The 20,892-nt window shown below is 70.6% G+C and carries 18 protein-coding genes and 2 tRNA genes; 13 read left to right on the forward strand and 7 right to left on the reverse strand.

Translation table 11 applies throughout. The annotated features are described in order from the left end of the window. From D7X30_RS42975 to D7X30_RS19265, 3 genes are all read right to left on the reverse strand, one after another. Positions 1–238: hypothetical protein (locus tag D7X30_RS42975; protein ID WP_233591658.1), on the reverse strand; the 238-nt coding region annotated here is incomplete at its 3' end. A 224-nt stretch (positions 239–462) separates the two neighbouring features. After that, positions 463–535, reverse strand: a tRNA-Glu gene (locus D7X30_RS19260). A 12-nt stretch (positions 536–547) separates the two neighbouring features. After that, positions 548–620, reverse strand: a tRNA-Lys gene (locus D7X30_RS19265). Between the two features lie 189 nt (positions 621–809). Between D7X30_RS19265 and greB the strand changes: the two genes are divergently transcribed. The 5 genes from greB to D7X30_RS19290 all read left to right on the forward strand — a co-directional run bounded on the left by greB (position 810) and on the right by D7X30_RS19290 (position 5,055). After that, positions 810–1,346 (forward strand): transcription elongation factor GreB, encoded by a 537-nt coding sequence (greB, locus tag D7X30_RS19270; protein WP_120564394.1) that lies wholly within the window; start codon positions 810–812, stop codon positions 1,344–1,346. Between the two features lie 9 nt (positions 1,347–1,355). Next, a complete protein-coding gene (locus D7X30_RS19275; RefSeq protein ID WP_120564395.1) occupies positions 1,356–2,351 on the forward strand; it encodes a deacetylase in 996 nt (331 codons plus the stop codon). 183 nt (positions 2,352–2,534) lie between these two features. After that, positions 2,535–3,854: a PhoH family protein gene (locus D7X30_RS19280; protein ID WP_120564396.1), complete on the forward strand. Its 1,320-nt coding sequence runs from the start codon at positions 2,535–2,537 to the stop codon at positions 3,852–3,854. A 34-nt stretch (positions 3,855–3,888) separates the two neighbouring features. Then, positions 3,889–4,206 carry a YbeD family protein gene (locus D7X30_RS19285; protein ID WP_120564397.1) on the forward strand — a complete coding sequence of 106 codons (318 nt, stop codon included), beginning with the start codon at positions 3,889–3,891 and terminating at the stop codon, positions 4,204–4,206. Between the two features lie 87 nt (positions 4,207–4,293). Then, a complete protein-coding gene (locus tag D7X30_RS19290) occupies positions 4,294–5,055 on the forward strand; it encodes a cyclopropane-fatty-acyl-phospholipid synthase family protein (RefSeq protein ID WP_120564398.1) in 762 nt (253 codons plus the stop codon). Positions 5,056–5,135: 80 nt separating this feature from the next. On the opposite strand, the gene D7X30_RS19295 is transcribed toward D7X30_RS19290, so the two are convergent. Continuing rightward, on the reverse strand, positions 5,136–6,224 hold the full coding sequence (locus D7X30_RS19295) for a diacylglycerol kinase family protein (RefSeq protein WP_120564399.1): 1,089 nt from the start codon (positions 6,222–6,224) through the stop codon (positions 5,136–5,138). 405 nt (positions 6,225–6,629) lie between these two features. Between D7X30_RS19295 and dnaK the strand changes: the two genes are divergently transcribed. The 6 genes from dnaK to D7X30_RS19325 all read left to right on the forward strand — a co-directional run bounded on the left by dnaK (position 6,630) and on the right by D7X30_RS19325 (position 15,541). Next, positions 6,630–8,543, forward strand: coding sequence for a molecular chaperone DnaK (gene dnaK / locus D7X30_RS19300; protein ID WP_120564502.1), 1,914 nt, complete (start codon positions 6,630–6,632; stop codon positions 8,541–8,543). A 216-nt stretch (positions 8,544–8,759) separates the two neighbouring features. Beyond that, a complete protein-coding gene (locus D7X30_RS19305; RefSeq protein WP_120564400.1) occupies positions 8,760–9,617 on the forward strand; it encodes a hypothetical protein in 858 nt (285 codons plus the stop codon). 28 nt (positions 9,618–9,645) lie between these two features. Then, the gene (locus D7X30_RS19310; RefSeq protein ID WP_014395762.1) at positions 9,646–10,053 is read left to right on the forward strand and encodes a thiol-disulfide oxidoreductase DCC family protein; all 408 of its coding nucleotides are present in this window, start codon (positions 9,646–9,648) and stop codon (positions 10,051–10,053) included. Positions 10,054–10,104: 51 nt separating this feature from the next. Further along, positions 10,105–12,636 carry an AAA family ATPase gene (locus D7X30_RS19315; RefSeq protein WP_120564401.1) on the forward strand — a complete coding sequence of 844 codons (2,532 nt, stop codon included), beginning with the start codon at positions 10,105–10,107 and terminating at the stop codon, positions 12,634–12,636. Positions 12,637–12,671: 35 nt separating this feature from the next. Further along, a complete protein-coding gene (locus D7X30_RS19320) occupies positions 12,672–14,954 on the forward strand; it encodes a vWA domain-containing protein (RefSeq protein ID WP_120564402.1) in 2,283 nt (760 codons plus the stop codon). A gap of 17 nt (positions 14,955–14,971) precedes the next feature. Next, positions 14,972–15,541, forward strand: coding sequence for a PspA/IM30 family protein (locus D7X30_RS19325; RefSeq protein WP_014395765.1), 570 nt, complete (start codon positions 14,972–14,974; stop codon positions 15,539–15,541). Between the two features lie 13 nt (positions 15,542–15,554). Here the strand turns inward: D7X30_RS19325 and D7X30_RS19330 are convergent, their stop codons facing one another. Then, positions 15,555–16,436, reverse strand: coding sequence for a diadenylate cyclase (locus D7X30_RS19330; RefSeq protein ID WP_120564403.1), 882 nt, complete (start codon positions 16,434–16,436; stop codon positions 15,555–15,557). 125 nt (positions 16,437–16,561) lie between these two features. Here D7X30_RS19330 and D7X30_RS19335 point away from each other — a divergent pair, with 125 nt between their 5' ends. Then, positions 16,562–16,924 (forward strand): TraR/DksA C4-type zinc finger protein, encoded by a 363-nt coding sequence (locus tag D7X30_RS19335; RefSeq protein WP_120564404.1) that lies wholly within the window; start codon positions 16,562–16,564, stop codon positions 16,922–16,924. Between the two features lie 69 nt (positions 16,925–16,993). On the opposite strand, the gene D7X30_RS19340 is transcribed toward D7X30_RS19335, so the two are convergent. Further along, positions 16,994–17,761, reverse strand: coding sequence for an FHA domain-containing protein (locus tag D7X30_RS19340; protein WP_014395768.1), 768 nt, complete (start codon positions 17,759–17,761; stop codon positions 16,994–16,996). A 112-nt stretch (positions 17,762–17,873) separates the two neighbouring features. Here D7X30_RS19340 and D7X30_RS19345 point away from each other — a divergent pair, with 112 nt between their 5' ends. After that, complete coding sequence (locus D7X30_RS19345) at positions 17,874–19,547, forward strand: serine/threonine-protein kinase (RefSeq protein WP_120564405.1); 1,674 nt, start codon at positions 17,874–17,876, stop codon at positions 19,545–19,547. A 73-nt stretch (positions 19,548–19,620) separates the two neighbouring features. Here the strand turns inward: D7X30_RS19345 and D7X30_RS19350 are convergent, their stop codons facing one another. Continuing rightward, entirely contained in the window at positions 19,621–20,805 is a 1,185-nt protein-coding gene (locus tag D7X30_RS19350; protein ID WP_120564406.1) for an FHA domain-containing protein, read from the reverse strand. Positions 20,806–20,892 lie beyond the last annotated feature (87 nt).

The raw sequence follows: 20,892 nt of genomic DNA on the forward strand, positions 1-20,892 counted from the left end.
AGTCATCCGGCTCCCGTGGCTGTTGGGCACGGGCATGGACCTGCTGTATCCGCAGGCCGTCGGGAAGCGGCCCTTCGGGCTGGGCTTGCTGCACTGGTACATCCTGCGGCTGATGGAGCGCACGTCGGTCGACGCACACGTCCATCGCCAGTTCTACCGGATCCTGCACCTGCACGCGGGGCTGGAGGCGGTTCTCCAGCCCTCCGTGGCCTTGCCCGTGTTTGGGCCATGGCGTCATGTCGCTCCTCCGCCCTCTCGAGCGGCTGGCGAATACCGAGACACGGCCTCCCCCTCTCACGCCCCCGCGTCCAAACCTTGTCCCGGTCCAGAAGTCCACGGGGTAGCCGCCGCGGCCCAGGCCCTCGATGCGTCACGAGGGGCTCGTCTGAGACGCGAAGGAGCCTGAAAAGACCGAGGCCGGAAACCGCTGGGTCTCAGCGGCTTCCGGCCTCGGTCCTTCAGTGTCCCCGACGGGATTCGAACCCGTGTTACCGGCTTGAAAGGCCAGCGTCCTGGGCCTCTAGACGACGGGGACGTCGTCACTGCTTGAGTCGCGGGGGGCTCGAACCCCCGACCCTCGGCTTAAAAGGCCGGTGCTCTACCAGCTGAGCTAGCGACTCGCTATTCTTTTTTTTGCACCGGCTGCGGATACGCCAGCGGCCCCGCGAGGCGCTTCCTACCAGCAGCGCCCGGGGAGTTCCACTGGCGATCGCAGGCGCCCCTTCCTGACACGCCCCGTCCCGACCCGCGGTGAACATCCGCCGGCCCGGCGCCCTCCACCCGTCAGCGTCCGGCGCTATACACGGGGCATGTCCCAGGACGCTCTCGAACCGCCCGACACCCCCGAGGACGAAGAGGCAGGGGAGCAGGCCCCGTTCCGCCGCTACCTCACCCGCACGGGCGCCGAGCGCATGCACCGCGAGCTGCTCCAACTCCTCAACGAGGCCCGCCCCAAGGTCACCGCCGAGGTCTCCGCCGCGGCGGCCCAGGGCGACCGTTCAGAAAACGCCGAATACATCTACGGCAAGAAGCGCCTCAGGGAGATCGACCGGCGCATCCGCTTCCTCTCGAAGCGCCTGGACACCGCCACCATCGTCATCCCCTCGGAACAGGGGGATCGCTCGAAAGTCTACTTCGGCGCCACCGTGACCCTGGAGGACGAGGCCGGAATCCGCAGCACGTACCAGATTGTCGGTTCGGACGAGATCGACGCCTCCGGAGGCCGCATCAGCGTCGAATCACCCATGGGCCGCGCGCTCCTGCGCAAGACCCTGGGCGACACCGTGGAGGTGCGGCGCCCACGGGGTGAGATTGAACTCACCCTGGTGGACATCCGCTACGACTAGGACGCCCCCATGCCCCGGACGCCAGAGCTCAGCTCCCATGCTCGCCGCACCTATTCGCGCCTGAGCAGCGCGGACCTGGCCGCGTCCGCGGAGGAGTCCCTGTCCCTGGAGGACCTGGGCCTGGAGTCCGGCGGCGACCGCGTGGGCCTGGCGTTCGGCACCTACAGCCAGGAGGGCCTGGAGCACGCCCTCCGGGCCTACGGCTTCGCGCAGCGCCTGGAGGAGCGGGTGGGCCCCGTCGAGCTGCGCCTGTCCTGCCAGGATCCGTTCCAGCCGCGCATCACCGTCCTGAGCCGCCGCTACCACGCGCCCGTCGTGGACCTGTCCCTGCGCCAGGCCCTGGGCGCGGAGGTCGGCTTCACCCGCTCGGCCGCGGAGGCGCCGCTGCTCTACGTGGACAGCCTCCTCCTGCAGCACCCGGGGCGCCCCTTTGACTGGAACCGGCCGCCGCTCCCGGGACAGCTCCATCCCGGACTCTCCCTGTCGCGCGACCTGATGGAGCTTCTGCACCTCATGGCCCGCCGCATCGGCGCGGAAGGCGTGGCGCTGATGCCCGCGACCTTCGCCGCCGCGTGCGTCTACGAGCCACGCTTCACCTTCGGGGACGGCGCCGCGCAGGGGCACTTCAGCGCCCTTCGCCGAGCGGGCCGCGGCTGGCCCCGCTGGCTCCTGGCGTGGGCGGTGGAGCTGGGCTGCATGCGGGACGCGCAGGGCCAGGCGGCCCTCTTCACGCCCTCGCCGATGATCAGCCCCCTGTCGCGGCGGGTGGCCCGGCGGCTCGACACGAACGGTTGGCACAAGGCCTGGCGCTTTCACGCGAAGCAGGTGCTGTCGCTGGACGAAGAGTCGCTGCAGGCGCGTTTCCCCTGGGCCCGCATGCCCCCCGGCCCCCCGCCCGAGAGGGTGGTGGAGGTCCTGGGGTATGATCCGCTGGCGCCCGCCTCTGCGTTCCAGGACGCCGGCGAGCCCGCGCCCGCCGCGCTGCGCACGGCCGCGACCTCCTGAGGGCCCGCTGTAGCGCCCTGTTCCGGAACCGCCGTGCTGTTTCGGACGGACCTTCGCGCTTGCGGACGGGAATGCGGCTGGTGGCCCCTCGTTCGGTGCCTATATTGGAAGGCGTCGGTCCTCCACGGTCGTCGCTCGCCGTCAGCAATCGCACCCGAACCAGGTCAGGTCGCGAAGCCCTCGATGCGAAAGAACTTCATCCTCGACACGAACGTCCTCCTCCATGACCCCCGCAGCATCTACGGGTTCAAGGACAACAACGTCATCATCCCCATCTACGTCATCGAGGAGATCGATCAGTTCAAGCGCGATCTCTCCGAGCTGGGGCGCAACGCGCGACTGGTGGCGCGCTACCTGGATTCCTTCCGCGCCGAGGGCTCCTTGAAGGAGGGCGTCCCGCTGCCGCACGGCGGGATGCTCCGCGTGGCCTTCACCGACCGTTCCCTGCCGTCCTCCATGGCGGACAGCAACCTGGTGGACAACCGCATCCTCGCGGTGGCCCTGGACATGATGGAGACCGAGCCGGAGACCCAGGCCGTCTTCATCACCAAGGACACCAACCTGCGCATCCGCGCCGACGCCCTGGGCCTCTCCGCCCAGGACTTCGACACCGAGCGCGTCGAAATCACCGACCTCTACACCGGCTTCACGGAGCTGCTCGTCCCCACGGAGATGGTGGACCAGCTCTACAAGCCCGGCGGTGAAGTGGAGGTGCCGGCCCAGGACCGGCTCTTCCCCAACCAGCTGGTGCTGCTCAAGGACGAGCTCAACCCGTCCCACACCGCCATGGCCCGCTTCAATGGCGCCAAGGCGCGGCTGGTGCCGCTCGCGCGCAACAGCAAGGAAGGCACCTGGGGCATCCGGCCGCGCAACATGGAGCAGGCCTTCTGCCTGGACCTGCTGCTCAATGACGAGATCAAACTCGTGACGATTGTCGGCAAGGCGGGCACGGGCAAGACGCTGCTCGCCATCGCCGCGGGCCTGCAGAAGGTGACGGAGGAGGGGCTGTACCACAAGCTGCTGGTCAGCCGTCCCATCTTCCCCCTGGGCCGGGACATCGGCTACCTGCCCGGCAGCGTCGAGGAGAAGCTCAACCCCTGGATGCAGCCCATCTTCGACAACGTCGAGTTCCTCATGAACCTGAGCCGCGCGGACAAGAAGGCCGGGCGCGGCCACCATGAGCTCATCGACCTGGGGCTGATGGAGATCGAACCGCTCACGTACATCCGCGGGCGCAGCATCCCCAACCAGTTCATCATCGTGGACGAGGCGCAGAACCTCACCCCGCACGAGGTGAAGACGATCCTCACCCGCGTGGGCGACAACACGAAGATCATCCTCACCGGCGACCCGTTCCAGATCGACAACCCGTACGTGGACTCCACGAACAACGGGCTCGTGCACGTGGTCAACCGCTTCAAGAACGAGAAGATCGCCGGCCACATCACCATGGCCAAGGGCGAGCGCAGCATGCTGGCCGAGTTGGCGGCCAACCTGCTGTGAAGCGCCCAAGGCCCGCGCCTGATAGAGACGTGTCATGACCCAGGACGGCACCGACAAGCCCGAGGCCCCCGGCGAGGAGAAGAAGCCCCTCGTCGAGTACCCCTCCGTCTACGAGTACAAGGTGATGGGCAAGGCGACGGTCGAGGAGACGCCCGGCTTCGAGGAGCACGTGCGCTCACTCTTCCGGCGGAAGCTGGGCTCAGAGGTCTCCCCGGACTCCATCCACGTGCAGCACAGCCGCAAGGGGAAGTTCGTGTCCCTGAGCGTGTCCGTGCTGCTGTTGTCCGAGGAGCAGCGCCGGGCCATCTACGCCGAACTGCACCAGGATCCCCGCATCGTCTACTACCTGTGAGGCAGGCGGTGCGCGGGCGGATGCCCCAGGGCGCCCGGAGGCCGCCGGCGGCTGGAAGTCCGGCCGGGGTGCGTATATGAGGGTGGAATGAGTCCCGCCGAGCACTTCCCGCTGTACCACCCGCCGGGGGCGCAGCGCGCGTTCGGATCCGACGACGCCACGCGCCGCTTCGCCAAGGTGGCCCAGCTCGAACAGGGCTCTCGCGTGCTGGTGCTCGGCTGTGGCCCGGAGGGCGGCGCCGCCGTGCTGCTGGCCCAGGAGCTCAAGTGCTCCGTGGTGGCCGTGGACACGGATGAGACCCTGGTGTCCCCCGTCCGCGAGCGCGTGCGCACCCAGGGCCTGGCGGACCGCATCGAGGTGCGCCGCGTGGCGCCGGACGCGCTGGGCATGCTGGACGGCCCCTTCCACGCCATCCTCGTGCCGGGGCGCGTGCAGTACCCGCTGGACGTGTCGCTGCGCGTGTTCCGCCCGCTGTTGGGCAAGCGTGGCCGCGTGGGCTTCACCTTCCCGGCGCGCGTGGGCCGCTTCACGCCCAAGCCCGTGCTGGACTTCTGGGAGAAGCGCCTGGGCGCGCCGCTGCTCCTGCCGCGCGAGCTGCTCCAGGCGCTGGAGAACGCCGGCTTCGAGCCGGAGTCCGTGGAGTCGCTGCACGACACGGAGCTGGACGCGCTCTACAAGGACATGGAAGCGAACCTGCCGGAAGGCGCCGCGCCGGAGAGCGCCACCTTCCGCGAGGAGCTGGCCCTGCACCGCGAGCACAACCAGCGGCCGGGTGTCAGCTACGCGTTCGCCGTGGGCCGGCGCAAGGAGCCGGGTGAGAAGCCTCCGGCGTCGCGCGACCGCGGCTGAAGGTTCAAGACTCGGGCAGGGGCTCTTCGTGAAGCGTGGGGGAGGGCCCGGAGTGCCTGGGCCCTTCAACCGCCAGGGGACTACTGCACGCCGTTGAAGTCGAGCAGCTCGATGGACTCGGGCGCCACGGACAGCGTGACCTGCTCGCGGTAGCCGGCCGCGTCGCCGCCGACCTGGAAGGGCATGGGGCGCGCGAAGCGGATGGTGACCTCGCGGGCGTGGAAGTCGTGCAGGCCTTCCGGAGCCCAGCGGCCATTCCACAGGCGGGGGAGGTTGGCCAGCACCTGCGTGGGCGACACCTGGCCCAGGCGCAGCTGCAGGAAGCCCCGGCGGTCGTTCGCGTGGGGGAACATGCGGAAGCCGTAGCCGTAGAAGGGCATGGTGCCCGCGGCGGCCATCATCAGCTTGCCCCGGAAGAGCAGCGCGCCCGGCGCCAGCGGCCCGCCCACCGTCTGTCCCTCCGCGCCCAGGCGGTAGGCCTCCGACGGGCCATTGACGACTTCGCACTCCACCAGCACGGAGCTGGTGAGGTAGTGCGGCACCGTCTTGAAGGCCACCGCGGAGAAGTAGCCGCCACCGCCGGACATGACCCGCTTGAACATGCCCTTGCCCAGCGACTCCTTCACGGCGATGTAGTCGTTGAGCACCTTGCCATCCACGCCCAGGCCCGCGAAGGGCGCGCGCTGGCCGTCCACCTGCACCAGGTCCATGGTGCGCACGCTGGGGAACTCCGCCGCGCGGGCGCGCACCACGTCATTGAGGATGCCGTCGCCCCGGGTGCTGGACGCGTTGACGAACGCAGCGATGCCGTTGCCCGTGCCCAGCTTGAGGATGCCGAAGCGCGGCGCGGCCTGGCCGGCGAACTTCCCGCGCGGGCCCACCTGCTGCAGCACCTCGTTGACGAAGCCCATGAAGGTACCGTCGCCGCCGCCGGTGAAGACGGTGGGGTAGCCCCGCTCCAGCACCGTCTGCGCGATGCGCCGCGCGTCCAGCGGCGAGCGCGATAGGAACAGGTCCTCTTCCGGCACCACGTGCGACAGCAGCTTGACGACCCGGGCGTCCACCTTGCGGGCGTTCGCGTTCAGCAGCACCGCGACCTTCGGTTCGGCGGACGGCAGCGCCGCGGGCGAGCGGCGGAAGTCCGAGGAACGCAGGGGCTGAACCAGCATGGACGACTCCAAAGGGGCGGGGAGCGGTATGACAGCGCTGACGCGGTTCGGACTGTGCACTTTTCTCGCCAACCCCTGACGCGTGGTGTCAGGCAGACGGGTTGAAGTGATTCCGAGGGGTTGAACGGTCCGCTGGTGTCCAAAATGCCCGCTCGGTTGCTACCGCGGGGTGACGGCAGTGTAGAGCGCGTTACGCACCCGTGGCGCGTGGATGGCGTTCCGGTGACACGCGGGCGGCCGGGGCTGCGCACTGCGCTACGCAGCGGGCGTCATCACCTTTGCGCTGGGTGCCCGGGCCCATGGGGAAACCCGCCCTCGCGTTTGACACGCCGGGGGGGGTGGTTACGTTGGGCTTACATCGGGATTTCGCAGGAAAAACGCAGTCATTTCCAGAGGATGGGAACCGTGGGCAAGATTATCGGAATCGACCTGGGCACCACGAACAGCGTGGTGGCGATCATGGAGGGTCGCGAGCCCAAGGTCATCGTCAACGAAGAGGGAGCCCCCACCACGCCTTCGGTGGTCGCGTTCACGAAGGACGGGGAGCGCCTGGTCGGTCAGGTGGCGAAGCGCCAGGCCATCACCAACCCGGAGCAGACCATCTACTCGGTGAAGCGCTTCATGGGCCGCCGTTTCGAGGAGACGACCGAGGAAGCGAAGCTCGTCCCCTACAAGGTGGGCCGGGGCCCCAACGGCGACGCGCGCGTGGACATCGCCGGCAAGCAGTACAGCGCGCCGGAGATCAGCGCGCAGGTGCTCTTGAAGCTCAAGCGCGCCGCGGAGAACTACCTGGGTGAGAAGGTGACGGAGGCCGTCATCACCGTCCCGGCGTACTTCAACGACGCCCAGCGCCAGGCCACCAAGGATGCCGGTGAGATCGCCGGTCTGACGGTGAAGCGCATCGTGAACGAGCCGACCGCGGCGGCGCTCGCGTACGGCATGGACAAGAAGAAGGATGAGAAGATCGCCGTCTACGACTTCGGCGGCGGCACCTTCGACGTGTCCATCCTGGAGGTGGGCGAGAACGTGGTGGACGTGCTCGCGACCAACGGCGACACGCACCTGGGCGGTGACAACATCGACCTGGAGATCATGAACTGGCTGATCAGCGAGTTCAAGAAGGACACCGGGCTCGACGTCAGCAAGGACAAGATGGTCATCCAGCGCCTGAAGGAGGCGGCGGAGAAGGCCAAGATCGAGCTGTCCAGCGCGACGCAGACGGAGATCAACCTGCCGTTCCTCACGGCGGACGCGTCGGGTCCGAAGCACCTGAACGTGAAGCTCACGCGCGCCAAGTTCGAGCAGATGATTGGCCCGCTGGTGGAGCGTTCGCTGGAGCCGTGTCGCAAGTGCCTGAAGGACGCGGGGCTGGACCCCAAGGAGCTCAACGAGATCGTCCTGGTGGGTGGCACCACGCGCATCCCCATGGTGCAGGAGGCGGTGAAGAAGCTGTTCGGCAAGGAGCCGAACCGCTCCGTGAACCCCGACGAGGTCGTGGCGCTGGGCGCCGCGGTGCAGGCGGGTGTGCTCGGCGGCGAGGTGAAGGACATCCTCCTGCTGGACGTGACGCCGCTGTCCCTGGGTGTGGAGACGCTGGGCGGCGTGATGACGAAGCTCATCGAGCGCAACACCACCATCCCCACGCGCAAGTCGGAGACCTTCTCCACGGCGGCGGACGGCCAGACGCAGGTGGAGATCCACGTGCTGCAGGGTGAGCGCGAGATGGCGGGCGACAACCGCAGCCTCGGCCGCTTCCACCTGACGGGCATGCCCCCGGCGCCGCGCGGCGTGCCGCAGATTGAAGTGACGTTCGACATCGACGCGAACGGCATCCTCAACGTCAACGCGAAGGACAAGGCGACCGGCAAGGAGCAGAAGGTCACCATCAGCCACTCGTCCGGTCTGTCGAAGGACGAAGTGACCAAGATGGTCGACGACGCGCGCAGCAACGAGAGCGCGGACAAGGCGCGCCGCGAACTGGTCGAGGTGAAGAACCAGGCGGAGAGCCAGTCCTACGCCGCGGAGAAGATGATCAAGGAGAACAAGGACAAGCTCACTCCCGAGGTGGCGAAGGCCGTCGAGGACGGTGTCGCGGAGCTGAACTCCGTCCGCGAGGGGCAGGACAAGGACGCCATCAAGGCGGCCCTCGAGAAGCTCCAGCAGGCCAGCTACAAGGCGGCGGAGGAGATGTACCGGGCCACCGGCGGCGCGCCGGGCGCCACGCCTCCTCCGGGCGCCGAGCCCTCCGCGGCTCCGGGCTCCAGCGCCCAGCCGTCCGCGAAGGACGACGTGGTGGACGCCGAGTTCCGCCAGTCTTGACGCCGTGAGCCTCCCGCTCCGCGGCGGGGGCTGAAGTCAGAGGGCCGGTGCTCCGACGAGGGGCGCCGGCCTTCTTCTTTTCCGAGGCGGTGGACGGGTGTGCCGGACGCGGGATGAGGGCCGGGAGCAACCCCGCGAATTCACACGGGCACCGGTGGCGGAGGCGCTGCAAGGGGCGGGTGGGTTCCTCGCTGTCCACCCCGAAGGTGTCCTGTCATGTCCCGCATCGACTCCCTGCTGTCCGGCGTCCTCCCCGACCTCGCCGCGCCCGAGGGCGTAGCGCTTCCCCTGGCCCCGCGCTCGGAGGCGCCGTCACGGACGTCGGCCGCTCCGGCCAACTCCGTGGAGGTGTTTCGGGGGGCCGGCGCGCCGGCCACGACTCCCTCGCGGGCGCCGCAGGTGGCGCCCCGGGCGCGGGAGGGCAACGGCTTCGACTTCGGCGTGGGGGGCGCGTTCCCGCCGAAGCCCACGGGCTCCATCCAGGAGCAGCTGAAGCAGGGGGCGCGGCTCCTGGAGCAGACCCAGGCCGCCGCGTTCAGCGTGACGTTGGACAAGGGGGCCTCGATGGATGCCTACGCGCGCAAGCAGCTGGGGCACCTGGACCCGAGCCCGCCCATCGCCGGTGCTCCCACGGCGCTCACCGACTACACCAGCACCATTCCCGGCGTGTCCGCGAGGGACGCCTTCGAGGCCTTCGTCAGCAACCCGGAGCTGCTCTTCGGCGCGGCGGGCATTTCACTGCGGCCGGCGGCGAGCGCGCTGACGGATGGCGCCCGGCTGTTCCTGGAGGAGCAGGGCCCGCCGCCGGTGTGGGCGCCCATCACCGTGAAGCTCAACGAGACGGAGCGCGTCGTCCACATCACCACCCTGGACGGACACCCGCTGCGCGGCACCAACCAGTTCGTCTTCGACGACGACGGCAGCGGCGGCACGCGCATCCGACAGTACTCGGCCTTCCAGGGCAGCTCCCCGGCGACGTCGGTGGGCATGGCGCTGATGGACCCTATTGAACGGCAGCACGACATCTGGCGCAGCGTGCACGGACAACTGCATGAGATGCTCAAGCCGCGTTGACATACTGGGCGCAAGGGGACGCTGACGCATGACGACGCTCCAGACGACACCGCCGGGACATGACGTGGTGCTCTACGACAGCCACTGCCGCGTGTGCAGCGGCGCCGCGCGGGAGATGCGCAAGCTGGTGGGCGGGCAGGGCACGCAGCTGCTCTCGTTCCGCGACGAGGGCGTCCTGGACGCCTTCCCGGGGGTGAGCTTCGAGCGCTGTGAGAAGGCCATGCAGCTCATCCAGGCGGATGGCCGGGTCCTGGAGGGAGCGGAGGCCATTGTCCGCGCGCTGGGCCGGCGGCCGTTGGGGCGGCTGCTCTACGTGTACTACGTCCCCGGACTGCGGCAGCTGGCGGACGCGGTGTATGGGGTGGTGGCCCGCTACCGCTTCCGCATCGCGGGTCGCAACTGCCCCGACGGGGCCTGCGCGGTGCACTTCAAATAGGGGGAGGGGCGCGGGTAGCATGCGGCCTTCCCCGCAGCCCCCGGCCCTCTTGTGACTTCGCCTCCTCCCAACCTGCAGGCCGCCCAGTCCTTTCGCCGCTTCTTCGGGGAGCTGCGGGAGACGTACCTGGAGCGGGAAACGCTGTTCACGCAGATTGAGCTGGCGCTGCTCTGCCGCGAGCACGTGCTGGTGGTGGGGCCTCCCGGGACGGCGAAGAGCGCGGTCGCCAGCGCCGTCCTGGGGCGCATCACCGACGAGGTGTCCGGCCTGCCGTCGCTGTTCTCCAAGCAGATCGCGGAGACCACGCTGCAGACGGACCTCATCGGTCCGGTGGACTTCAAGGTGCTCACGGAGACGGGGCGCACCGAGTACCTCACCGACGAGGGCATGCTGGGCGCGGTGCACGCGTTCCTGGACGAGGTCTTCGACGGCCGGGACATGCTGCTGCGCTCCATCCTCAACGTGATGTACGAGCGGGAGCTGAAGCACGGCCGCAAGGTGACGGCCGGCCGCACCGAGTGCGTGGTGATGACGAGCAACCGGTACCTCACGGAGGTGCTGGCGCGCTCGCCGGAGCTGCTGCTGGCGTTCGCGGACCGGTTGAGCTTCATCAGCTTCGTGCCCAAGGCCTTCGCCCGGCGGGAGAGCCGGGCCGCCATGCTGCACCGCTTCGTGCACGGGACGCGGCCGGACCTGCGCGCCACGCTGACGCTCCAGCAGTTGGACCTGCTCCAGGACGCGGTGGCCCAGGTGAAGGTGCCCGGCCACGTGCTGGAGGGCGTGGAGATGCTCACGGACGCGCTGGAGCGCGCGCTCGTGGCGCAGGTGTCGAAGCTGCCGGACTACGTGCCCACGAAGTACTTCTCCCAGCGCTCGGTGGTGAAGGCGCTCTGGACGCTGAAGGCCGCGGTGGTGCGCGATCAGATCTACCGCCGTCCGGACCGGCCGCTCGAGGCGACGGTGGAGGACCTGGACGCGCTGCGCTGGTTCTTCCTCCTGGGCGGTCCGCCCGCGGCGGAAGCCGACGCGCTGCTCAAGGCGGCGGTGGACCCTCGCGAGCGGGCGCAGCTGGAGATCGTCCGGCTGGAACAGCGCACCTTCGACGAGGTGCTGGGCAAGGTGCGCCAGGAGCTGGGCGGCGGCGTGGAGCGCGAGGCGACGACGCTCGCGGCCGCCGACGACGTGAACGCCGCGGAGGGCCTGAGCCGCAACTGGCAGGCGGGCGTGGTGTCCACCACCGCGCGCGGCGTGCTGGGCAAGCTGGTGCCCGGGCCGCGCCACGGCCAGAACCGGGCGCCGCTGCTGGTGGCGGCGCGTGCGCTGGTGGCTGCCCTGGAGCAGCGGCTGTCGCGAGGCATGGCGGCGGGGCAGGGGGAGGGGCGCGGCGGCGTGGCGTTGCTCATCGCCATCCGCGACGTCCTGGAGCTGAGCCGGTCGGTGCCGGAGCTGAAGCCGGGCTACCCCGCGCTGTGCGAGGCGTCCGCGCGGTTCCTGGAGCAGGCGCTGGAGATGAGCGCGTCCGCCGCGGAGGGGCTCGCGTTCGAGGACAGCGTCAAGATGGAGTGGCTGGTCGGGCTCGCGGAGAACCTGGAGGAGGAGCTGGGCGTGATGGGCTCGCTGGCGGCGATGCTCAGCGAGGCGGTGCCCTCCCTCCACGAGCGGCTGCGCGACGCGGACAAGGACACGCGCCGCCGGGTGGTGGCGGCGCTCCGGCGCCGGGTGTCGGCGGCGTTCCCCGCGCAGGCGCCCCGGGGCCGCAAGGATCCGCTGGACGCGCTGTCCGCGGACTCGCGGCGGCTCACCCAGTTGGAGAACGCCCTGACGGCGTTGGATGCGTCCCAGGCGGGGTTGAAGCAGGAGCTGCTCCGGCCGCTGAGCGTGGCGTACGCGCGCGAGGTGCTGGGCGCGACCCCGTTCGAGCGCATCGAGCAGTACGGCCGCGCGGTGCAGGCGGTGGCGGAGAACCTGCGGCGCGAGGGCGTGACGGCGGAGCCGGTGCTCGCCGAGTGCCGCGACCTGATGGAGACCCGCCTCCGCGAGCACGCCCGCGTGCTGTCTCGCGAGGTGGCCAGCCCGCCTCCGGCCCCCAACGCCGTGCTCAATGGCGACGCGTACACCTACTACCGGGGAGAGCTGTCCGCGCAGGCCCCCGACGGGGAGCTGACCGCGCTCGTGGGCCTGGACGGACAGTTGATGGCGGCGCGTCCCGCGTCCGCGTCCGCGTTCCTCTCCGACACGGTCCGCGCGGCCGTGGCCGAAGCGGAGCTGTCCTTTCTCCAGTCGCGCATCAAGTACCTGCGCAGCTGGCTGACCCAGCTGCTGTCCGCGCTGCCCGCCCCGGAAGCGCTCAACGGCCGCGCCGACGCGGAGCGCACCTTCGAGCGGCTGGTGCGCAGCCGCTTCCCCCAGCTCACGCTCAAGGAGGGCGAGCTGGTGCGGCTCAAGGCCACGCTGGGCATGCTGGAGACGCTCCCGGGCGAACTGGGAGAGAGCGCGCGCAAGCTGTCCGCCCAGCTTCGCGGCATCGACGAGGACTTCGGACGCTTCAGCCGGCAGGTGCTGGAGCGGCGGACCGCGCCGTGAGCGCCAAGGCCATGCCCGGAAGGCGGCGCTGAGACGTGCTGGCGCGCCGGCTCACTCCCCTGCGGCAGCGCCTGGATGCGCTCCGCCAGCCCGCGGCGGCCCGTGGTGGCGCGTGGTCCTGGCCCTTCGGCCGCAAGCTGAAGGGGCCAGAGGACCTGGGCCTGCCGGTGCTCGTGGCGCTCGACCGCGAGCTGGATCGCGTGGGCGTCCACACCGCCGCGGATGCCCGGCTGCTGCTCGCGCTGGGCACCCAGCGGGGCAGGGCGGGGGCGCTCGCGCAGGGGCTCGCGGCGCGCGCGAACCAGGCCCTGGAGGAGTACGAGGAGTGCCTGCGCCTCGTGGAGAAGGCGCACCGCTCCGGGGAGATGCCTTCGGGGGCTCTCACCGCGCTGGACCGGGGCTTCGTGCGGCTGGCCCGCGCGGTGAAGGTGGCGGATCTCTTCAGCCGTCCGCTGGAGGCTCAGGGCGGTGAGGACGCGCCGTTCGAAATCTTCGAGCGTCCGAGCGAGACGACCCGGGAGCGGCCTCCCGCCAACGCGCGCCTGGCCATCGCGGAGCTGCTCGCCGCTCGCGCGCGGGACAACGTCATCGACCTGGTACAGAAGCGGCGCGACCTGGACCTGGCCCACGAGATGCTGCTGCGCCTGGGCACCACGGACGCGGACCGCGCGCGGAGCATGGCGCTGCGCAACGACGTGGCGGAGGCACGCGAGCGGGTGCGTGAGGTTCCGCCCACGCGTTCCCTGGCGGCGCTGGTGCGCGGCGTGCGGCAGACCGCCCAGAAGGATCCCCGGGGCGCCTACCGTTCGCTGCAGGGCCTCTACGAGCGCGCCATCGAGGCCGGGGACGCGGAGCTGGCCTCGGCGGCGCGGCGCGCGCTGACGCCGCTGCTTCCCCCTGAAGAGCGGCTGACACGGATGGTGGAGGAGGCGGAGGCGGGCGCGCGGCTGCAGTGGCTGGGGGAGGCGGATGCCGAGGCGGACTCCGGACGCGAGGCGGAGGACGCGCCGGACGAGCAGCTCGCGGACCTGGCGTTCTCACTGAAGCCGGAACAGCTGGCCACGTTCGACCTGGCGGCGGGGTGTGCGCGCTACTTCGACGTGGAGGACTCGCTGTCGGAGGAGATCGTCGAGAAGGACGCCGCCGCCGTGCGGGCCGTCCCTCGCCAGGTGCCCTATCCGACGCAGACGATGTCGTTCGCCACGACGGGCAGCCTGGATGAGGTCCACCACTTCGTCATCACGGACCCTCGGCGCCTGCTCCAGGACCTCGCGGGGCACCGGCAGCTCGTGCGCACGTACCTGGACGACGCGCCGCCCCCCAAGCCGCGCAAGGTGAAGCGCACCGCCGTGCGCGTCTACGTCTGTGACGCCTCCGGCTCCATGCACGGCGCGCGAGCGCGCTTCCGTGACGCGCTGATCATCGCGGAGCTGAACAACCTGCGCGTGAAGGCGCGGCGCGGAGAGAACTTCGACCCGCTCTACTTCAGCTTCTTCAACGACGTGCCCACGGAGCTGGCCCGCGTGGACACCGCCGCGGAGGCGACCCGGCAGATTGAGAAGCTCTTCCGGGACTCGCCCGCGGAGGGGCAGACAGACATCTCGCTGGCCCTCCTGTCCGCCTTCGACTCCATCCGCGCCGCGCAGGGGCGCGACCCGTACCTCGCGCGCGCCACGGTGGTGCTCATCACCGACGGCGAGGACCGCGTGGACCTGGACCTCATCCGCCGCACGCGCGCGCCCATGGGCGCCCTGGACATCGCGCTGAGCTTCATCTCGCTGGGCGAGGAGAACCCGGACCTCAAGTCCCTGGTGCTGGAGCAGCGCGCCGCCGGAGGCCGCGCCTTCTACCACCCGCTCTCCGACGAGGAGATCCGCTGGGCGCGCACGGAGTTCGACACACCCTGGCGCACGCTCCTGCCTCGCGACGTGCCGGCCTCGCTGGAGGCCCTGGAGGCCCTGGCCCCGCACCTGGACGCGCTGGAGGCGGTGGCGGCGGGCCGCGCGCCCGGGGCAGGCGTGGCCGTGGAGGCCTCCTTCGACGCGCTCTTTCCATCCACGCCCGCGGCCTCCACCGTGCCGGAGACGCCCGGCGCGGAGCTCGTGGCGCGGGTGACGGACATCCTGGAGGCGGTGGGCGAGGCCGCGTCGCTCGCCTCCGCGGACCGGCGCGCGACGGAGAGCGTGGTGCTCCTGCAGCACCTGCTGTCCGTCTACGGACTCACGCCCGCGCGCTACCTGGCCGTGCTGTCCGGCGGCGGGCGTCCGGTGGCCGAGGCGTTGGAACGGGTGCGGTTGCTCTGCCGCCCGTTCGGGTAGGCTTCAAGGCACGCGCCATGTTCGGCTTCCTCAAACGCAAGAAGACACCCGCGGCGCCCGTGGACCCGTTGGCCACGTTCGACCGGCTCATCGAGGACCTGGAGCGCCAGGCGGCCGAGGTGCGCAAGTCCGCCGCCACGCTGCTGGCCCTCAAGGGCGAGCTCTCCCGCGGAGTGACGCGCTACACGGCCCGCCTAGGCGACATCGCCGGACGGCGTCAGACGGCGCATGACCGGGGGGACGCGAAGGGCGTGGGCGTGCTGGAGCGCGACCGCGTGCAGACCGAACGCCTGCTGGAGTCCACGCGGGAGTCGCTGCGGCGCGCGGAGCGGGACTCGGAGCTGCTGCTCGGCGCGGCCGGCGAGCTGGGCGAGCGCGTGGCGGACCTGCGCATCGAGCGGGAGAGCGCGTCCGCGCGCATGGCCGCGGGCGGCGTCGTCACGGAGGCGCTGCGCGAGCAGGTGGAGCGCTTCGACCGGGTGATGGCGCTGGACGCGGCGCGCGACGAGGTGGAGAAGGCGCACGCCCTGGCGGACATCTACCGCGAGGAGCACCAGCCCCACTCCGCGCCCGAGCGCGTGAAGTAGGGAAGGGCGCTTCTCAGGTCCGCCGCGCCGTCTGGTGCAGCTCCAGCACGATGTTGCCGCCCTTGAAGAGCCGCACCGCGCCGGACGTCTGGCTCACCGTGAGCGCGATGCAGTGGGTGGTGGACGTGATGCCCGCGGAGGCCGCGTGACGCGCGCCCAGGCCCAGGGGAATCTTCACCGTGTCGTCGTTGGAGGACAGGTAGCGGCCGGCGGACAGCACCACGCCGTCCTCGCGGATGACGAACGCGCCGTCCAGCACGGAGAAGTTCTTGATGGCGTCGCGGATCTTCGGGTCGAGCACGTTGCGCTCGGACTCCGACAGGCCCTGGAACGGATTGATGGTGAGCTGCCGGCTCTTCTCCAGCACGCTCGTGTGGTCACCAATCGTGATGATGGTCCCGATGGGGTGGCCCTCGAAGCCCTCCTGGCCAATCTGCAGCGCCAGCTGGATGAGCGCGTCCACCACCTGCGAGTTGAACTCCTCGCCCAGCTTCACGCCCTCGATGGCCAGCCGGTCGTCCAGCGACCCGCCGATGCGCATCTGCATCAGCGTGTCCGGCGCGCGGCCCACCTTGCCCGTCATGCAGAGCACGAGGTCGCCTTCCTTGAACGCCCCCTGGGACAGCGCGGACACGAGCGCCACCTTCACCCGCTCCGTGCGCGAGTAGTCGTACGCGGGGATGACGAGCGCGCGGAGCTTCTTGCGCAGGAGCTCCTGCGCCAGCGGCTCCAACGTCACCGCGTACACCAGCTTCTTGCGCGCGGGCTTACCCCGGAGGTCCTCCGGCGCAATGGGCGTGTCACAGATGTAGAGGAAGTGGTCGACCTCGCTCTTGGCGGCCAGGGAAAGCGCCGAGCGCAAGAATTCCCGATCGAACTTCGTGTTGTCGCTCAAGGGGCTCCTCGTGCACCCACGTTTTAAAGCAGGTCAGCTTGACACTGGGAACCGCATGAATAAAGCTTTCGGGCCCTTTTTTTCGGGGTCAGGCCCCCTCTACCCGTCCAACGGAGCCGCAGGCTGTGAACCAGAAAGATCTCAAGCGTTACAAGAAGATGCTCGAGGACAGCAAAACGAGCCTGCTCGAAAGCGCGAAGAAGACCCTGGTGGAGGAATCGTCCTTCGACACGGACGACCTGCCTGACGAAATCGACCAGGCCGCCTCCGAGTACACCCAGTCCATGGTCTTCCGTCTGAGGGACCGCGAGAAGTTCCTCCTGCAGAAGATTGATGGCGCGCTCAAGCGCGTGGAGGACGGCACCTTCGGCATCTGCGAGCGCTGCGAGGAGGACATCTCCCCGAAGCGTCTGGATGCGCGTCCGGTGACGACGCTCTGCATCCGCTGCAAGGAAGAGCAGGAGAAGAAGGAGAAGTCCTACGGCTGAGGCCGTGGCTTCCCCGGACCGCACGGTGCTCCCGTGCGGTCCGTGTTTCGCGAGCGAAGGACCGTCGCTTCAGGCCGCCGCGGGCTGGATCTCCACCCGCAGCAGCTGACGGCCGATGAGGAAATGGTCGCCGTTGTCGACGAAGGTCGGCCCCGCCAGGCGGATGAACGTGCCGTTGGACGAGCCCACGTCGCGCACCATCAGCCGGTCCCCCCGCACCTGCAGGAGCGCGTGCCGCCCGGACACGAAGCCGTCTGTGGGGAAGGCGATGTCGCCCTGCTCACGACCCAGCAGGTTGTCGCCGTCCTTGAGCGGGAAGGCCGCGCCGCGCAGGCCGCCCTCCAGCAGCTGGATGAGCCGCAGCCGGTAGCCGGGATCCGGCGAACCCCACACCTGCGTGCCACCGGGCCCCAACGCCGCGGCGGGGATGGGCTCCAGCACCATGCGCTGACGGCCCAGGCGCAGCTCACCGCCGGCGGGCAGCTCGCGCTCATTGCGCAGGCGCACGAAGACGCCGTTGGCGCCGCCCACGTCCTCGATGGCGAGGCGGGCGCCGGAGAAGAAGAAGCGCGCCTGCACGGGCATGATGAAGGGGTCGTCGTTGAGCGCGATGTCCGCCTGCTGGCCGCAGGTGAGGGTGTCGCGCTGCATGCGCACGAGCGCCTCGGGGCCGCCATCCGCGCGCACCACGCGGATGGACACCTGCGGGCGCGACGAGATGTGCGCCACGGCCATCACCATGGTCCCGGAGCGCAGCGCCGAGCCGCAAGCTCGGCAGACAGTGGCATCCCGGGAATTCTCGGTGTCACAGCGGGGGCAATAGTCCACGGCGTCCATGCGAGCGTCCCTTCTAGCAGGCCCGCGCCGCGTTGGGGGGCCCGACAGCGCACGGCTTGCTCCCCACCCGAGGGGCATGGTGAAGTCCCGGCCCCACTGACTGGACGCTGACGTGTACTGCCCTTCCTGCGGCGCCGACGCCGAAGACTCCTCCCGTTACTGCCCCGCCTGCGGCGCGACGCTCCTGCGCACGGCGGAGGGCGGCGACGAATACGTGGGCAAGACGATTGCCTCCAAGTACCGGGTGGAAGCCCTCATCGGCGAGGGCGGCATGGGCAAGGTGTACCGCGCCCGTCAGCTCGCGCTGGACAAGATGGTGGTGCTGAAGGTGCTGCGCCACACGCTGCTGTCGGACGAGCGCACCGTGGCGCGCTTCCAGCGCGAGGCCAAGGCCGCCAGCCGCTTGAACCACCCCAACTCCATCAGCGTGCTGGACTTCGGTCAGGCGGACGACGGCGCGCTCTTCATCGCGATGGAGTACGTGGCCGGGCAGGACCTGCATCAGATCCTCAGCCGCGAGTGGCCGCTGGGCGAGGCGCGCGTGGTGCGCATCGCCCTCCAGATTCTCAGCGCGCTGTCGGACGCGCACGGCGCGGGCGTCATCCACCGGGACCTGAAGCCCGAGAACATCATGGTGGAGCACCGCCGCAACGAGCCGGACTTCGTGAAGGTGCTGGACTTCGGCATCGCGAAGATCACCGACTCGCAGGACGAGGGCCCGGCCCTCACGCGCGCGGGCTTCGTGTGCGGCACCCCCGAGTACATGTCGCCGGAGCAGGCGCGGGGCGCGGTGTTGGACCATCGCTCGGACCTGTACGCGGTGGGCGTCATCCTCTACCAGCTGATGACGGGCCTGCTCCCCTTCGAGTCCGACTCGGCGGTGGGCTTCGCCACCAAGCACCTCACCGAGGAGCCGCCCCCGCCCACGCGCCGCCGTCCGGACGCGCGCATCTCCCCGGGCATGGAGCGGCTGATCCTCCGCGTCCTGTCCAAGGACCCGGATGACCGGCCGGCCGACGCCGGGGCCTTCAAGGCGGAGCTGCTCGCGGTCGACAAGGAGCGCCGTCGCGGAGGAGCCGCCAACGATACGGGCGGGCGCCGTCCCCAGGCCTCGGGCGTGCTGGCTCCCATCCCGCGCAAGTCCCAGGCCGCGCACAACGCCGCGCGCAACAACACGGCCTGGAATGACGTGACGGTGGAAGCCACCGTGCAGGGCCTGCCCCATTCGCGCACGCCGGTCTCTGAAGAGGCCACGCTCGCGCAGGAGGGCACCCAGACCTCCGTGATCGCGCCCGCCTCCGGTGGCGGCGAGGGCATCATCCTCTTCTTCAAGGCGCTCACCACCGTGCTGGTGCTGGGGGCGGTGGGCTTCTTCGTCTACTACTTCGGCATTGGCGCGGGCAGCGGCTCCGAGGGGAACCAGTACGTGGCGCCGCCCAACGCGCCCCGGCTGCTCACCTCCGGTTCGGATCAGCCGGACTACCTGCGGCAAATTCCCAGCAACGCGCGCAACGTGGACAAGGCGCGCAAGCTGACGCAGGACGGGGACCGCGACGTGATGGCCGGGGAGCTGGGCCGCGCGACCTCCAGCTACAAGGAAGCCTTCAACTTCAACCCGGAAGCGGAGCTGGCCCTCAAGCTGGGCGAGCTGTACTGGCAGCGCGACAACACGGACGAGGCCCGCGGCTGGTGGGTGCGCCACCTGACCGACATGCCCGACTCGCGTGCGCGCGCGTACATCGAAGTCCGGCTCGGCAGCCCGGTGGCGCGTCCCTCGTCGCCCTGAGTGCCTGGCCCCTGGCCTCGGGCTCGGTAGCGCCCGGCCCGACCCGGCTCGGTGATGCGCGGGCTGCTGCCCGTCAGCCCAGCGTTTCGACCTGCATGACGTGCTGGCCCAGGCGGACGCGGTCGCCCGGACGCAGGGGCCGCTCCGTCGCGGGCGGGATGCGCACGAAGGTGCCCAGGCCGCCGGAGAGGTCGCGCAGCATCGCGCCCGTCGCCGTGGGGCTCAGCTCGCAGTGCCGGCCGGCGAGCCCCTCGTCGTTCGGGTACGCCAGGTCGCAATGGGCCTGTCCGATGGTGAGCAGCGCCGCGGCCGTCACCACCGCGCGGCCCGCCCTGCCACCCATATGCACCTCTTCCACGCCGTACAGCGCCTGGCCGAGCGGCACGGGCGAACCATACGCGGTGGGCCGGCCCGCCACGGGCGCGGGGGCTTCCACGCGGCCGGTGAAGCGGAACAGCCGCTGGCCGGCGCTGAAGAGGGCGCGCGGCGCCAGCGGCTCCGTGCCGGCGAAGGTGACGTAGACGCCCGACGCGCTCGACTCGTCGCGCACGAAGAGGGCGCCGTCCTTCACGAGGAAGGTGGCGTGCAGCGGCGACACGAAGACGTCGTCCGGGAAGAGGATGGCGCCGCGCTGGCGGCCCACCACGCAACCCGTCACAGGCAGCTTGTAGCGCTGGCCGCGCGTCGTCCCGGCGATCACCGCCAGCCCGAAGCGCGACGCCACCGGCGCAGGACGCGCCGTGGCGCCCGTCGTCGCGGGGGGCGTGCCTGCCGGGACCGGCGCCGTGGCCCCCGTACCGCCGCGAGGGGGCAGGGCGTTGTCCGGCACCGGCGGGGGCGGGCGGGTGTTCGCGGGCGGCAGGGCCGCCCCGTAGCCCGCGCGGGGAGGAGGCGGCGTCCCGGCGGCCGGCGGCGCGGCCCGGCGGGCCTCCACCATCAGCCCCTGGGCGGCGGTGGGCGGCGGGGTGCGCGCGGAGGGCTTGAGCCCGGGCGGCACCGCGCTGGGGGGCGGAGGCGGCGTGGGCGGAGAGTAGGGCTCACCCGGGCGCGTGAAGCTCGAGACGGTGGCCGGGCGGCCAGGGCCCGCGCCAGGGGGCGGCGTCGCCGGCCGGGGCGGGGGCGTGGCCGCCGGACGGGGGGCCGGAGCGGCCTCTTCCATCGCCTGGCCGCACAGCACGCAGGTGGCCGAGCGTGGCGGGTTGAATCCGTCACAATTCGGGCAGACCACCGGGAGCGCGGACAGCAGAAGCTGAGACATGGGCAGAGGGCCAATCTAGGGGGGCGTGAAACGCCGGGTCAACGAAAGCCTCGGACCAATATCCTAGGCGCCCGGGCCTCCAGCACC

Origin of the sequence: Corallococcus sp. AB011P, assembly GCF_003611605.1 — a bacterium.
GTDB lineage: Bacteria > Myxococcota > Myxococcia > Myxococcales > Myxococcaceae > Corallococcus > Corallococcus coralloides.

Excerpts from the sequence above, each read along its gene's own strand:
- D7X30_RS19325 (WP_014395765.1), top strand. The coding sequence starts at position 14,972 with ATGTTCGGCTTCCTCAAACGCAAGAAGACACCCGCGGCGCCCGTGGAC.
- greB (WP_120564394.1), top strand. The coding sequence starts at position 810 with ATGTCCCAGGACGCTCTCGAACCGCCCGACACCCCCGAGGACGAAGAG.
- D7X30_RS19275 (WP_120564395.1), top strand. The coding sequence starts at position 1,356 with ATGCCCCGGACGCCAGAGCTCAGCTCCCATGCTCGCCGCACCTATTCG.
- D7X30_RS19350 (WP_120564406.1), bottom strand. The coding sequence starts at position 20,805 with ATGTCTCAGCTTCTGCTGTCCGCGCTCCCGGTGGTCTGCCCGAATTGT.
- D7X30_RS19305 (WP_120564400.1), top strand. The coding sequence starts at position 8,760 with ATGTCCCGCATCGACTCCCTGCTGTCCGGCGTCCTCCCCGACCTCGCC.
- D7X30_RS19290 (WP_120564398.1), top strand. The coding sequence starts at position 4,294 with ATGAGTCCCGCCGAGCACTTCCCGCTGTACCACCCGCCGGGGGCGCAG.
- D7X30_RS19340 (WP_014395768.1), bottom strand. The coding sequence starts at position 17,761 with ATGGACGCCGTGGACTATTGCCCCCGCTGTGACACCGAGAATTCCCGG.
- D7X30_RS19280 (WP_120564396.1), top strand. The coding sequence starts at position 2,535 with ATGCGAAAGAACTTCATCCTCGACACGAACGTCCTCCTCCATGACCCC.
- D7X30_RS19310 (WP_014395762.1), top strand. The coding sequence starts at position 9,646 with ATGACGACGCTCCAGACGACACCGCCGGGACATGACGTGGTGCTCTAC.
- D7X30_RS19285 (WP_120564397.1), top strand. The coding sequence starts at position 3,889 with ATGACCCAGGACGGCACCGACAAGCCCGAGGCCCCCGGCGAGGAGAAG.
- D7X30_RS19295 (WP_120564399.1), bottom strand. The coding sequence starts at position 6,224 with ATGCTGGTTCAGCCCCTGCGTTCCTCGGACTTCCGCCGCTCGCCCGCG.